The organism is Roseateles sp., from assembly GCF_052436255.1.
In the GTDB taxonomy this organism is placed as follows: Bacteria; Pseudomonadota; Gammaproteobacteria; order Burkholderiales; family Burkholderiaceae_C; genus Pelomonas.
On record NZ_JBQVNP010000043.1, the window covers coordinates 1 to 13,316 of the forward strand.

11 protein-coding genes are annotated in these 13,316 nt (G+C 68.6%); 3 read left to right on the forward strand and 8 right to left on the reverse strand.

All coding sequences use genetic code 11. The annotated features are described in order from the left end of the window. From ACT6S0_RS12070 to ACT6S0_RS12105, 8 genes are all read right to left on the reverse strand, one after another. Positions 1 to 1,080, reverse strand: a 1,080-nt coding sequence (locus ACT6S0_RS12070) for a hypothetical protein (RefSeq protein ID WP_444764070.1), incomplete at its 3' end; no start/stop codon positions are given. Further along, positions 1,077 to 2,891, reverse strand: coding sequence for an autotransporter assembly complex protein TamA (locus tag ACT6S0_RS12075; RefSeq protein ID WP_444764071.1), 1,815 nt, complete (start codon positions 2,889 to 2,891; stop codon positions 1,077 to 1,079). The genes ACT6S0_RS12075 and ACT6S0_RS12070, both read right to left, overlap by 4 nt. After that, positions 2,888 to 4,078, reverse strand: coding sequence for a vWA domain-containing protein (locus ACT6S0_RS12080; protein ID WP_444764072.1), 1,191 nt, complete (start codon positions 4,076 to 4,078; stop codon positions 2,888 to 2,890). The genes ACT6S0_RS12075 and ACT6S0_RS12080 overlap by 4 nt, the downstream gene beginning before the upstream one ends. Positions 4,079 to 4,272: 194 nt before the next feature. Further along, the gene (locus ACT6S0_RS12085) at positions 4,273 to 5,895 is read right to left on the reverse strand and encodes a M28 family metallopeptidase (RefSeq protein ID WP_444764073.1); all 1,623 of its coding nucleotides are present in this window, start codon (positions 5,893 to 5,895) and stop codon (positions 4,273 to 4,275) included. After that, positions 5,892 to 7,889, reverse strand: coding sequence for a S9 family peptidase (locus ACT6S0_RS12090; RefSeq protein ID WP_444764074.1), 1,998 nt, complete (start codon positions 7,887 to 7,889; stop codon positions 5,892 to 5,894). The genes ACT6S0_RS12085 and ACT6S0_RS12090 overlap by 4 nt, the downstream gene beginning before the upstream one ends. Then, the gene (locus tag ACT6S0_RS12095; protein ID WP_444764101.1) at positions 7,886 to 8,500 is read right to left on the reverse strand and encodes a GNAT family N-acetyltransferase; all 615 of its coding nucleotides are present in this window, start codon (positions 8,498 to 8,500) and stop codon (positions 7,886 to 7,888) included. The genes ACT6S0_RS12090 and ACT6S0_RS12095 overlap by 4 nt, the downstream gene beginning before the upstream one ends. Then, a complete protein-coding gene (locus tag ACT6S0_RS12100) occupies positions 8,500 to 8,727 on the reverse strand; it encodes a hypothetical protein (RefSeq protein WP_444764076.1) in 228 nt (75 codons plus the stop codon). Before ACT6S0_RS12100 ends, ACT6S0_RS12095 begins: the two co-directional genes overlap by 1 nt. After that, entirely contained in the window at positions 8,727 to 9,581 is an 855-nt protein-coding gene (locus ACT6S0_RS12105; protein ID WP_444764077.1) for an AAA family ATPase, read from the reverse strand. The genes ACT6S0_RS12100 and ACT6S0_RS12105 overlap by 1 nt, the downstream gene beginning before the upstream one ends. Before the next feature lie 100 nt (positions 9,582 to 9,681). Here ACT6S0_RS12105 and ACT6S0_RS12110 point away from each other — a divergent pair, with 100 nt between their 5' ends. From ACT6S0_RS12110 to ACT6S0_RS12120, 3 genes are all read left to right on the forward strand, one after another. After that, complete coding sequence (locus ACT6S0_RS12110; protein WP_444764078.1) at positions 9,682 to 10,326, forward strand: c-type cytochrome; 645 nt, start codon at positions 9,682 to 9,684, stop codon at positions 10,324 to 10,326. A gap of 128 nt (positions 10,327 to 10,454) precedes the next feature. After that, on the forward strand, positions 10,455 to 11,666 hold the full coding sequence (locus ACT6S0_RS12115) for an HD-GYP domain-containing protein (RefSeq protein ID WP_444764079.1): 1,212 nt from the start codon (positions 10,455 to 10,457) through the stop codon (positions 11,664 to 11,666). Positions 11,667 to 11,721: 55 nt separating this feature from the next. Continuing rightward, positions 11,722 to 13,290: an ABC transporter substrate-binding protein gene (locus ACT6S0_RS12120; RefSeq protein WP_444764080.1), complete on the forward strand. Its 1,569-nt coding sequence runs from the start codon at positions 11,722 to 11,724 to the stop codon at positions 13,288 to 13,290. Positions 13,291 to 13,316: the final 26 nt, after the last annotated feature.

Genomic DNA, 13,316 nt, shown 5'->3' on the forward strand with positions numbered 1-13,316 from the left:
GCGCAGGCCTTGCACGCGGGCGTCGAGCTGCCAGCGGCCGTTGGCCTCGCGCTGCCCCTTGCCCTGCACGCGGGCGCCACCGCTGAGCTCGGCGTCCAGCGCCGACAGGCGCAGGCTGGCGAGCTGGTCGGGCCGGCCGGACACGGCGAAGGCCAGCCGCCTGACGGGCAGGGCGCCCTGGTCCCAGCGGCCGGCAGCGTCGTTGCGCAGGTCGGCCTGCAGCGTGGCCTCGGTGTTGAGTGCCGGTGCGTCGAGCGTGGCGGTGCCGCTCAGCGCGGTGCGCGGCAGGCCGGGCGCGAGTGCGCTGAGCGCGGCGAGGTCGAACTTGTCGGCCTGCAGCTTGAGCGCATTGACGGGCCAGGGCGCGAACGGCCGGACCTGGCCCTCGGCCTTCAGCGTCTGCTGGGCCGCCTCCAGTTCGGCCTTGGCCGCCAGCGTGGCCAGCGGTCCGCGCGCGGCGGCCACGGCCATCCACGGCAGGTCGGTGGCTTCGTTCTGCTGCACCGTCAGCGTCGCCTCGGTGTGCAGGGGCGCGGCGCTGTCGACCTTGGCCTCCCCGGTCAGCAGCAGATGCTGCCAGCGTGCGCCGGTCAATTTGATGTGGTGGGTGCCGCGGCGCGGCAGGTTGACCTCGGCCACGATGTTCTGCAGCGGCGCCTGGGTGGCCGACCAGCTCAGCCTGCCGATGTGCAGCTTGGCGATGCGCACGCCCACCGGCAGCGACAGCTCGGGCGGCTCGACCATGGGCGCCGTGCTGGGCTGGGTGCGGATGATGACGTCCTGCACCGACACCTCGGAGGCCCGCAGCAGGCGCTGGCCGGGGCTGGCGCCCAGGCCCGACCAGCGCAGGCCGATCAGCTCGGCCTCGCCGCCGGCCCACTTGAGCAGCAGACGCCTGGCGCGGAAGTCGCCCAGCAACGAGCCCTCGGGTGCCTCGACCTGTACGCCGGGCAGCTGGCCCATCAGCCAGGCGCCGCCGGCCGGGCGCTGCAGCAGCCAGGCCACGAAGGCGGCGGCCAGCACGAGGATGACGATCAGCCCGATCAGGGCGTTGCGAAGGATGCGGACGGAGCGCCTCACAGCGTGATCCCGACACTGAAGTGGAGCCGCCACTTGCCGGTCTCGTGCGCACGCGCGACGTCCACGCGCAGCGGCCCGACCGGGCTGCGCCAGCGCACGCCGGCGCCATAGCCGATGACGGGTTTGAAGTCGTTCCAGCGCGAGGCGGCGTTGCCGGCATCGACGAAGGCGGCGCCCCAGAGGCTGGGGAAGCTGGCCAGGATGGGCCGTGCGATCTCGACGCTGCCGGTGGCCATCACCCGGCCGCCGACCGTCAGGCCGTTCTCCGCCGGCCCCAGGCTGCGGTAGGCATAGCCGCGTACCGACTCGTCGCCGCCGGCCAGGAAGCGCAGTTTCTCGGGCACGCCGACCTGCTCGCGCGCGACGACCTGGGCCAGCTCGGCCCGGGCCGAGCCGAACCAGCCGCCAATCGGCCGGTAGTAGCCCAGCTTGAACTGCATGCGTCCGAAGGGCCCGCTGTCGTCGGTGCCGCCGCCGCGCACATGGCCCAGGCCGACGAGGGCCAGGGCCTGGTGGCCTTCGGTCGGCAGCAGGTTGCTGTCCAGGCGCCGGCGTATCCACTGCTGGTTGACGGAGATGGCCAGGTTGGTGTTGACGACATTGCCGGCCGTTTCGCGGGCGCGCAGCAGTTCGACATAGCTCAGGCGTTCGTCCTGCGTGGCCTCGTAGATGCGGCCCAGGCGCAGGCCCAGGTTCTGCGCCGTCTTGTCGCTGCTGCGGTCATGCTCGAACTGCAGCGAGGCGAGGTTGCGCTTGAGGTCGGGCTGGGGGTGGGAGCTGATCTCGAGCTCCAGGCCGCTGAGGTCGCGGCTGACCTGCACTTTGGAGCGCGCCCGCACGGGCAGGTCGAAGGGCCGGCGATGCAGGTGCTCGACGCTGATGCTCTGGCCGTTGTTGGCGTGGTAGCCGACAGCCACCGTGGCCTGCTGCAGCGAGCTCTCGGTCAGCGTCACGAGCACGGGGCTGGTGCCATCGGCCTCGACCGTCTCGGACTGCAACTGCACACGCACGGCGTCGAAGAGCTGGGTCTTGGCCAGGCGCTCCTGGAAGTCGGCGAGCTGCTGCTCGGTGTAGACGCCGCCACGCTCGAAGCCGGTCAGGCGCTCGACGGTCTGGCGGGTGTGGCGGTTCAGGCCTTCGATGCGCAGCGTGCCGAACCGGGCCCGGTTGCCGCTGGCCACGACGAGGCGCAGCTCGGCCGTCCGGGTGTCGGGGTCGACGCGGGCATTGGTTTCGGCCCAGCGCGCCAGCGGATAGCCGCCGGCGCGCGCGCGCAGCAGCAAGTCGTTCTTGCCGCTGGCCCATTCGGCCTGGGTGAAGGGGTCGCCCTCGCCCAGCGGCCAGGCGCGGCGCAGGCTCTCGCGCAGTGCCTTGGCGTCGCCATCGTCGTCGGCCAGACCTTCCTGGAAGTCGATGGCAACGCTGGCCACGCGCGTGCGCGGCCCCGGGGTGACGTGCAGGCGCAGCTGCGAGGCGTCCTCCGGATCGCGCTCGACACGTGCCGACGCGTTGAAGAAGCCTTCGGTCTCTACCAGCTTCTGGGCCTGGGCCGGCGCTGCGGCGGCCAGGCGCGCCAGCTCGACGCGGCTCAGCGCCGCCTCGCTGGCGCGGTAGCGGGCAATGTCCAGGTGCCGGCGCAGCAGGTTGCGCAGCCGGTTGTCTCGGAAGTCGTCCTCGACCTCGATGTCGAGGCTGTAGACGGCCGGTGCGTCGGCCGGCACGTCGGGAGCCGGGACCGGCGCTGGCGTGGGGGCGGTCGCCGCACAGCCGCTCAGCAGCACTGCCGCCAGCAGTGCGAGAAGACGACTCATTTGCTCAGCAGCCGCATCGCGCCTTCAAGCCCGGACAGGGTCAGCGGGAACATGCGCTGCTGCATCAGCTGCTGGATCAGCGCGATGCTCTGCCGGTACTGCCAGACGCCTTGCGGCTCGGGGTTGATCCACGCATAGCGCGGGAAGGCGTGGGTCAGGCGCTGGATCCATTCCGCACCCGGTTCGTCGTTGTTGTATTCGACGCTGCCGCCAGCCTGCAGGATTTCGTAGGGGCTCATGGTCGCGTCGCCGACGAAGATGAGCTTGTAGTCGCGGTTGTACTTGCGGATCAGGTCGAAGGTGCTGAGCTTTTCGGCAAAGCGGCGGCGGTTGTTCTTCCAGACGAAGTCGTAGACGCAGTTGTGGAAGTAGTAGAACTCCAGGTGCTTGAACTCGGTCTTGGCAGCGCTGAAGAGCTCTTCCACGCGGCTGACGTGCTCGTCCATCGTCCCGCCCACATCCATCAGCAGCAGCACCTTGACCTTGTTGTGGCGCTCAGGCTGCATGCGGATGTCCAGCATGCCGGCGTTGGCGGCGGTGCCGTGGATGGTGCCGTCCAGGTCCAGCTCCAGCTCCGAGCCCTCGCGCGCGAAGCGGCGCAGGCGGCGCAGCGCGACCTTGATGTTGCGAGTGCCCAGCTCCAGCGTGTCGTCGTAGTCGCGGTAGGCGCGCTGCTCCCACACCTTGACCGCACTCTTGTTGCCACCCTGGCCACCAATGCGGATGCCCTGCGGGTTGTAGCCCGAGTTGCCGAAGGGGCTGGTGCCGCCCGTGCCAATCCAGCGGTTGCCGCCCTCGTGGCGCTCCTTCTGTTCCTCGAAGCGCTTCTTCAGCGTCTGCATCAGCTCGTCCCAGCCCATCTTCTCGATGGCGGCCTTCTGCTCGGGCGTCAGGTTCAGCTCGAGGTTCTTCTTCAACCACTCCAGCGGCACCTCGGCGGTGAAGTCGGTCAGCATCTCCACGCCCTTGAAGTAGGCGGCAAAGGCGCGGTCGAACTTGTCGTACTGGGTTTCGTCCTTGACCAGGGACGTGCGGGCGAGGTGGTAGAAGTCGTCGATGCTGGCGGTGCCACCGTTGTCGGGGCCGCCGATGACGCCGGCCTGCAGCGCCTCCAGCAGGGTCAGGTACTCGGGCACCGTCACCTTGAGCTTGGCGGCACGCAGCGTGTAGAAAAACTGGATCAGCATGGCGGCGCGGTCAAGTACGGCGGAGTCGAAAACGATTATGCAGTGCGATATTCCCGCGAGTTTGTAGGAGGCGAGCCTGGTAGGGGCCGCATGTCGCTGCGGCGGCTGCCTTGACTTCGAGCGCGCCGTCGCCACGCCGGCGCCAACGCGCCGGCCGGCTTGGGCGTGCTGTGCGCTGACATCGGCTGGCCTAGCTAGGGATTTCCGTACAGTTCGCCGAAGAAGTCCCCCGGCAGCCAAAGCGGCCGCTCGGGTTGGTCGGTGATCTCCCGGGTCACCGCCCACTGCAACTGCGCAAAGCGCTGCACCGCACCCCAGTGGAAGGGCTGGCCGAGGTCGTCGCTGGGCTGGTGGTAGCGCTGGCGGCGGAACTCGCGCATCAGCGCGTTGCCGTCTTCGCTGGCGTCGAAGGAGGCGCCGCCCGGCCCCAGGATGATGGCAGGAATGCCGTGGCGCACGAAGCTGTACTGGTCGGAGCGCGTGAAGCGGCTCTGCTCGGGTTGCGGGTCGGGCGCCACGGCCAGCCCAAGGCGGCGCGCCGCGCGCTCGACAATGGGGCCCAGCGTCGAATGCTCCGCGCCCAGGGCCACGACCTCCTTGAAGTCGTGCAGCAGGATGGGCATGTCGATATTGACATTGGCGACCACGGCGGCGGCGGGTATCGGCGGGTGGCGGGCCAAGTAGGCCGAGCCGAGGTAGTTCTTCTCCTCGGCCGTCAGCGCGACGACAAGGACGGAGCGGTCGGGAGCCGGGCCCTGGGCCAGCAGCCGCGCCACCTCCAGCAGCGTGGCAACGCCGAGGGCGTTGTCCATCGCGCCGGGGTAGACGGTGTCGCCCTTGCTGCCCAGATGATCCAGGTGGGCCGATAGCACGACGACTTCACGCCTCAGGCGCGGGTGGCGGCCTTCGATGAGGCCGGCGATGTTGTGGCTGCGGGCCTGGCCGTGGACGCTGTCGCGCACCAGGCGGGCGACGAGGCCAAGGTCGCCGCGTGGCAGCGGCCGGCCGGCTTCGGCGTCGGCCACGAGTGATGCGTAGTCGCGGCCGAGTGCGGCCAGCAGCTTGGGCGCGGCCTGCACGCTGACGGTGGCCGCGGCGCGCAGGCCGGGGATGTCGCTGCCGCCGCGGCCGTCGGCGGTCTGCCAGTCCATCGCGACGTTGTCGGCGAACTGGCGGTTGAGGTGGAAGGGCGCCACGATCTCGCTGCGCTTGGTTGCCAGCGTGATGACGCCGACGGCGCCGTGGCGCGCGGCCAGTTCGGCCTTGGTGCGGCCGTTGCCAAAGTGGGCGCCTTCGGTGGACGGCAGCTGCGGGGGCCGGCCGGACAGCACGACCACGAACCTGCCCTTGACGTCCAGGCCGGCGTAGTCGTCCAGGCCGAAGCGCGGCGCGGTGATGCCATAGCCGGCGAAGACCAGCGGCGCCTTCACATCGCTATGCGGTGCCGACAGGTCGGGACGGGTGCTGAATTCATCCAGCCAGGCCAGGCGCTCGCAGGCCTCGCCGCGGCAGAGGTCGAGCGACGGCGCCGTAGCGGCGAGGCGGCTGGTCCTCAGCGGCACGAGCTGGGCATGGCCGCCCGCATCGCCCATGGGCTTGAGTCCGAGCTGCGCGAACTGGCTGGCCACGTAGGCGGCGGCCAGGTCGTAGCCGCGCGTGCCGGTCTCGCGGCCTTCAAGCAACGGGTCGGCCAGGAAGCGCAGATGCGCCTGCAGCCGGCGCAGGTCGGCGTGAAGCGGCTGGCCTTGCGCGGCGGCGGGCAGGGACACCGCTGCCAGCGAGGCGGCCGCAGCCTCCAGCAGGCCGCGTCGCTTCATCGCGCCAGGTGCCTGTCCAGCCAGGCGAAGAACTCGCCGTACCAGACGCGGCTGTTGCGGGGCTTGAGCACCCAGTGGTTCTCGTCCGGGAACCACAGCAGCCGCGACGGCACGCCCAGCGACTTCAGCGTGTTGTAGTAGGCCAGGCCCTGGGCATCGGGCACGCGGTAGTCCATCGCGCCGTGGATGACGAGGGTGGGGGTCGTGAAGTGCGCGGCGAAGGCATGTGGGCTCTGCGCCGCGATCCTGGCCGGATCGTCCCAGTACGCCGCACCCAGCTCCTTGCGGTGCCAGCTGTAGGCGTCGTCGGCATACATGGCCTGCCAGTCGTAGCAGCCCGCGTGGCAGACATAGGCCTGGTAGCGGCCGGCCGGCACATGGCCATTCATCCAGGCCACCATGAAGCCGCCGTAGCTGCCGCCGGCAGCGACGATGCGCTTCTTGTCCACCCAGCGTCTTTGCAGCAGCCAGTCGGTGCCGGCCTCGATATCCTGCAGCTCGTACTCGCCCCAATGGCCGGTGATGCTGTCCAGGAATTCGAAGCCGAAGCTGGACGAGCCGTGGTAGTTCACGCAGGCCACGACGTAGCCTTGCGCCGCAAAGGCCTGGTGGTTCCAGCGCCAGTGCCAGCTGTCGCCAAAGGCGGTGTGCGGGCCACCATGGATGACATGCATCACGGGCCACTTTTTCTTGGCGTCGAAGCCGGGCGGGTAGGTCAGCCACATCTGCACGTCGTCGCCGCGCGCGCCCTGGATCGTCACTTCCTCGAAGCGGCCGAAAGCGTGAGCCGCCAGGCGCGCGTCGTTCAGCGCCTCGATGCGGCGCAGGCCGCCGTCGGCCAGCACCGACAGCCGCGGCGGAAAGGCCATGCCGTCGTGGTTGACGACGACGAAGTCGGCGGCCAGCGCGAAGCTGCCGACATGCCCGCCTTCGAAGACGGGCTCGGCCAGGCGCTCGCCGAGCATGAACTGCCAGAGGTGGCGGCGGCCGCGGTCCTCGGCAGCGAACAGCACGGACTGGTCGTCCGCGGCCCAGCGCAGCGGCGCGCTGACTTCGTGGTCCCAGTCCTCGCTGAACACGGCCCAGCGGCCTTGCTGGTCCAGCACCGCCAGCTGATTGGGGCGGTTGTGGCCCTGCGCCTGGTGGCTGGCCAGGAAGGCGAGGTGGGCACCGCCATGGCTGTAGCGGGGCGCGGCAAAGTCCCAGTCGCCGTCCTGCAGCAGCGTCAACCCCTGGCGCGTCTTCACGTCGATCTCGGCCAGCGCAAAGCGGTCGTCCAGCTTCTTCTCGGCGGCGGGGTCGAAGGCGAAGGCAATGCGGCGGCCATCGGGCGAGATGTCGAAGGTGAGGGCGTCAGGCTCGGCGCGGCTGAGCTCCCAGGCCGTGCCTTCGAAGAGGTCGCGCGCCCGGCCGGTGGCCACGTCCATCACATGCAGATGCGGCACGCGGCCCATCGGGATGTGGTGGTCCCAGAAGCGGTAGAGGGCCTGGTCGGTGACGTAGGCCGTCTCTTTGCGGGCTTTGAAGTCGCGCAGTGCCTCGTCCTGGGCGGCGGCCTTGCGGTCGGGCCAGACCCAGGACACGAAGGCGATGCGCCGTCCGTCGGGGAACCACTTGAAAGCCTCGACGCCAGTGGGTACCTGGCCCACGCGCCGCGCCTCGCCGCCGTCCGGCGGGATGACGTAGAGCTGCGTCTCTTCATCGCGCACACCGCCCTGCTCCCGCCTGGCCGTGAAGGCGATCAGGTCACCGCGCGGGCTCCATTGCGGGTTGCCGTCCTTCTCGCCGGCCTCGGTCAGGCGGCGCGGCTCGCCGCCCAGCGTCGAGAACAGCCACAGGCTGCTCTGCGCCCGGTTGGTCTGCATCGAATGACGCGTGACGCCGGCGGCAGCCTGGGCGCCGTCGGGGCTGAGGCTGGGTTCGCCGATGCGATCCAAGGCCCAGAGTGCATCAACGTTGAAACTTGCATCGACGGCCTTGGATTTGCTGTTCATGTTCTCTGTCGGGTGAGCAGCCAGTTCAGGTGTGCCTTGACCTCGGGCCATTCGCCCACGGTCAGGCTGTACATGACGGTATCGCGCACCGTGCCGTCGCGGCGCAGCGCGTGGTGGCGCAGCACGCCGTCACGCTTGGCGCCGAGGCGCTCGATGGCACGCTGCGAGGCGTGGTTGAAGTTGTCGGTGCGCCAGCCCACGAGCTGGGCGCCCAGGGTCTCGAAGGCATGCGTCAGCATCAGGAGCTTGGCCGTCGTGTTGACGGCGCTGCGCTGCACGCGCTGGGCATACCAGGTGTAGCCGATCTCGACGCGAGCGACCGCCGGCACGATGTCGTGGTAGCTGGTCGAGCCCAGCACCTCGCCGGTCGCGGCGTCGAGCACGGCGAAGGGCAGGCGGTGGCCGGCGGCTTGGGCCACCAGCGCGGTCTCGATGTAGGCCTGGGTCTCGTCGGGGGTGGGCACGCTGGTGAAGCGCAGGTTCCACAGCTCGCCGTCGGCCGCGGCCGCTTGCAGGCCTGGCCCATGCGCCAGGGTCAGGGGCACCAGCCGGATCGGTCCGGCGGCCAGCGTGACCGACCCGACGGGCCGGAGCGCCTGGACCACTGGGATCAAGGCTTGTCCTTGATGATCAACCGCCGTGCGGCCCAGCGGCCGACACCGCAGCCGGCGACGATGAGAATCAGGGCACCCATCTGCTGGGCGTTCCAGTCGGTGCTGGCGATGAAGTCCACACCCAGCAGCCGGCCAAGCCCCCAGCCGGCCAGCGCGCCGCCGACGAAGCCGATGGCGTCGGCGAACCCCTCGCGCATCGCGCGGTCGAAATCGTTGGTGGCCATCAGCGGTTATTTCTTTGCATGAATACGAGTTTCTCGAACAGCGTCAGGTCTTGCTCGTTCTTCAACAAGGCGCCGACCAGTGGCGGGATGGAGACCTTCTCGTCCTTGGACTGCAGGGCGTCGACAGGGACGTCCTCGGCGACCAGCAGCTTGAGCCAGTCGATCAGCTCCGAGGTGCTGGGCTTCTTCTTCAGACCGGGCAGATTGCGCACGTCGTAGAAGCTCTTCAAGGCCGCGGCGAGCAGGTCCTTCTTGAGCGTCGGGAAGTGCACGTCGACGATCTTCTGCATCGTTGGCGCGTCGGGGAACTTGATGTAGTGGAAGAAGCAGCGGCGCAGGAAGGCGTCCGGCAGCTCCTTCTCGTTGTTGGAGGTGATGAAGACGAGCGGCCGGTGCCTGGCCTTGATCAACTGGCGCGTCTCGTAGACATAGAACTCCATGCGATCGATCTCCCGCAGGAGGTCATTGGGGAACTCGATGTCGGCCTTGTCGATCTCGTCGATCAGCAGCACGACCGGATGGTCGGCCTCGAAGGCCTGCCAGAGCACGCCCTTGACGATGTAGTTCTCGATGTGGCGGACGCGGTCGCTGCCCTCGATACCGGCGAGCTGGCTGTCGCGCAGCCGGCTGACGGCGTCGTATTCGTACAGGCCCTGCTGTGCCTTGGTGGTGCTCTTGATATGCCATTGCAACAGCGGCATGCCCAGGGCCTGGGCGACCTCCTCGGCCAGCATGGTCTTGCCGGTGCCGGGCTCACCCTTGATCAGCAAAGGCCGCTGCAGCGTGGCGGCGGCGTTCACCGCGAGCATCAGGTCGGCGGTGGCGACGTACTGGTCGGAGCCTTGGAATTTCATGGAGCGTGCAGAGGGAAAAGGGCCTGGGCCAGGGGTGCCGAGCCAGTATAGGTGGGCCCCTATAATCGCCGCCGCTCAAGACAAGACACCTCCCGGGACCATGAAAAAACTGCTGCAGATCTCGCTCGCCCTGGCCACTGCCCTGACCGCCTTTGCCGCCCAGGCCCAGGATGTGAAGGCCGGCGAGAGGAAGGCAGCGATGTGCATCGGCTGCCATGGCATCCCCGGCTACCAAGCAAGCTTCCCCGAGATCCACAAGGTGCCGATGATCGCGGGCCAGAACGCCAAGTACATCGTGGCGGCCCTGCAGGCCTATGCCAAGGGCGACCGCAAGCACCCGACGATGCGCGGCATCGCTGCCTCGATGACCGAGCAGGACATGGCCGACATGGCCGCCTTCTACGAGCAGCAGGCCAAGCTGCCGGCCGTGGCCGACTCCGTTGCCGCGCCATCGGCCAATGTGGCCGAACTCTTGAACAAGGGCGCCTGCATCTCCTGCCACGGCGCCAATTTCAGCAAGGCCATCGACCCGAGCTATCCCAAGCTGGCCGGCCAGCATGCCGACTACCTGACCGTCGCACTGAAGGCCTACAAGGTCGAGCGCAATGCCAATGTAGGCCGCAACAACGCCATCATGGTGGGCCAAGTCAAGCAGTTCTCCAACGCTGAGCTGAAGGCGATGGCGAAATACATCAGCTCCCTGCCCACCGAGCTGGCGACGGTGCCGCAGCCCAAGCTGCGCTGAACGGCGGTTCAGCTTGCACCAAGCCGTCCCGAGGGGTGGCTTTTTTCATACCGTGCCAAAACGTGCAGGGCTGCACGGTTGGACGAGACCGTCGCGCCGATACTGGCCTCTAGCCGGACGACGAAGACATGTTGAAAAAAGTCGCGACGAGCGAGGTGAGGTTGGGCATGTACCTCCAGGGAATGGAGGGGGCTTGGCTGTCCCATCCGTTCTGGAAGACCAAGTTCGTGCTGACCGCGGCCGCCGACCTGGCCGCCCTGCAGGCCAGCGGCGTGCCGGCCGTCTGGATTGACGTCAGCAAGGGTATCGACGTCGCGGCGGGCGTTGCCGCCCCGCCCCAGGCTTTGCCCGCCGCGGCCCCGGCCGCCGTCACCGCACCGCCGGCGGCACGCGTCGGCATGGAGGATGAGCTGGGCCGGGCCGCCGAGGTGATCGGCCGCGCCAAGGTCGCCGTCATCGCGCTGTTCGGCGAGGCCCGCCTGGGCAAGGCCATCGACAGCGAAGTCTGCCTGCCCATCGTCGACGAAGTCACGTCGTCGCTCGCCCGCAACCCCTCGGCCTTCCTGAGCCTGGCGCGGCTGAAGACCCGGGACGACTACACCTATATGCACTCGGTTGCGGTCTGCGGCCTGATGGTGTCGCTGGCCCGCCAGATGGGGCTGAGCGATGCCGAGCAGCGCGAGGCCGGCCTGGCCGGGCTGCTGCACGATGTGGGCAAGATGCTGATGCCGCTGGAGGTGCTGAACAAGCCCGGCGCGCTGACGGACGCCGAGTTCAGCGTCATGAAAAGCCATCCCGAGCGCGGCTGGGAGCTGCTGCGCGAGGGCACCAAGGTGCCGGCGGTGGCGCTGGACGTCTGCCTGCACCACCACGAGAAGATGGACGGCACGGGCTATCCGCACAAGCTTGCCGGCGAGCAGATCAGCCAGCTCGCCCGCATGGGCGCCGTCTGCGACGTCTACGACGCCATCACGTCGACGCGGCCCTACAAGTCGGCCTGGGACCCGGCCGGCTCGCTGCAGCGCATGTCGCAGTGGAAGGGCCAGTTCGACCCGACCGTCTTCCAGGCATTCGTGAAGAGCGTCGGCATCTATCCCACCGGCACCTTGGTGCGCCTGCAGTCCGGCCGCCTGGCGGTGGTCGTCGACCAGAACCCCGCATCGCTGGTCTCGCCACGCGTCAAGGTCTTCTATTCGACCAAGTCGAGCATGCCCATCCCGCTGCAGGTCATCGACCTGGCGGCGCCCGGCACCAGTGACCGCATCGCCGGCCGAGAGCCGCCGGAGAACTGGAACTTCCCCCAGCTCGACGAGCTCTGGAACCCGCTCGGCAAGCGTTGAGCAAGGGTCTTTGCGGGCCTCCTAAACTGCTGTCCATGCAGTTGGGAGATCAGCGATGAAGCGGTGGATCGGTATTGTGGTGTTGGTGGCCGCCTGCGGTGCGTCCGCTCAGACATTGCGTTGGGCCAGCCAGGGCGATCCGCAGACGATGGACCCGCACTCGCAGAACGAGAGCCTGACCAACATGGTCAACGGCCAGGTCTACGAACGCCTGACCAGTCGCGAGGCCAGGCTGGCCATCGTGCCGGGCCTGGCGATGGAGTGGAAGCAGACCGGACCGCTCGCCTGGCGCTTCAAGCTGCGCCCGGGCGTCAGGTTCCACGACGGCTCGCCGTTGACGGCGGACGACGTCGTCTTCTCGGTGCAGCGTGCCAAGGCGCCCACCTCGCAGATCGCCGTCTGGGCCAATGCCGTTGGCACGGCCAGGAAGGTCGACGACCTGACGGTGGACTTCGAGCTGACCACCTTCAACCCGATCTTCCTGCAACACATCGACCAGCTCTGGATCATGAGCCGCGGCTGGTGCGAGAAGCACAAGGTCGCCAAGCCGCTGGACTTCAAGAACAAGGAAGAGAGCTACACCGCTTTGCACGCCAACGGCACCGGCCCTTTCGTGCTGGCCAGCCGGCAGCCCGGCATCAAGACCGTGCTCAAGCGCAACCCGAACTGGTGGGGCAAGTTCCAGGGCAACCTGCAGGAAGTCGTCTACAGCCCGATTGCCACCGACGCGACGCGGCTTGCCGCACTGGTATCGGGCGAGATCGACTTCGTGCTCGACCCCGCGCCGCGCGATATCGCGCGGCTGCGCAACACGGCGGGCATCAAGGTCATCGAGGGCCCTGAGAACCGCCTCGTCTTCATCGGCATGGACCAGTCGCGCGACAAGCTGCTCTACGGCAAGGCCCCGGGCGACAGGAACCCATTCAAGGACGTGCGCGTGCGCCGCGCGCTCTACCAGGCCATCGATGTCGAGGCGCTGCGCACCAAGCTGATGGCCGGCCTGTCTGTGCCGACGGGCGCGCTGACGCCGTCCAGCACCGCCTCCTTTGACGACCCGGCCCTTCAGGCCCGCCTGCCGTACGACCTTGCGGCCGCGCGCAGGCTGATGCAGGAGGCCGGCTTTGCCGACGGTTTCGAGGTGACGCTGGACTGCCCCAACAACCGCTACATCAACGACGAGGAAATCTGCACCGCGCTGGCGTCGATGTGGGCACAGCTGAAGGTCAAGGTCAGGGTCAATGCCATGCCGCGCGTCATCTACTTCCCCAAGCTGGAGAAGTACGACACCAGCCTCTACCTGTATGGCTGGGGTGGCTCGGTGACCGATGCCGAGAGCATCCTGACGCCGCTCTACCGGGCCCGTGGCGACAAGGGCGTGGGCAACTACAACTTCGGCGGCTTGCGCAACGACAAGGCCGACGCCTTGGCGGCGCAGTCCAGCGTCGAGCCCGATGCCGGCAAGCGCGAGCAGCTGATCCGCGGCGCGCTGGCCGAGCTGCGCGAGCAGGTCAACGTGATCCCGCTGCACCGCCAGGTCGTGCCTTGGGGCGCGCGGGCGAATGTCACGGCGGTGCACCGGCCCGACAACTGGCTGGAGCTGGCCTGGGTGCAGATCAACCGCTGATTTCGGGCCTTTAACGGCCCATCGCC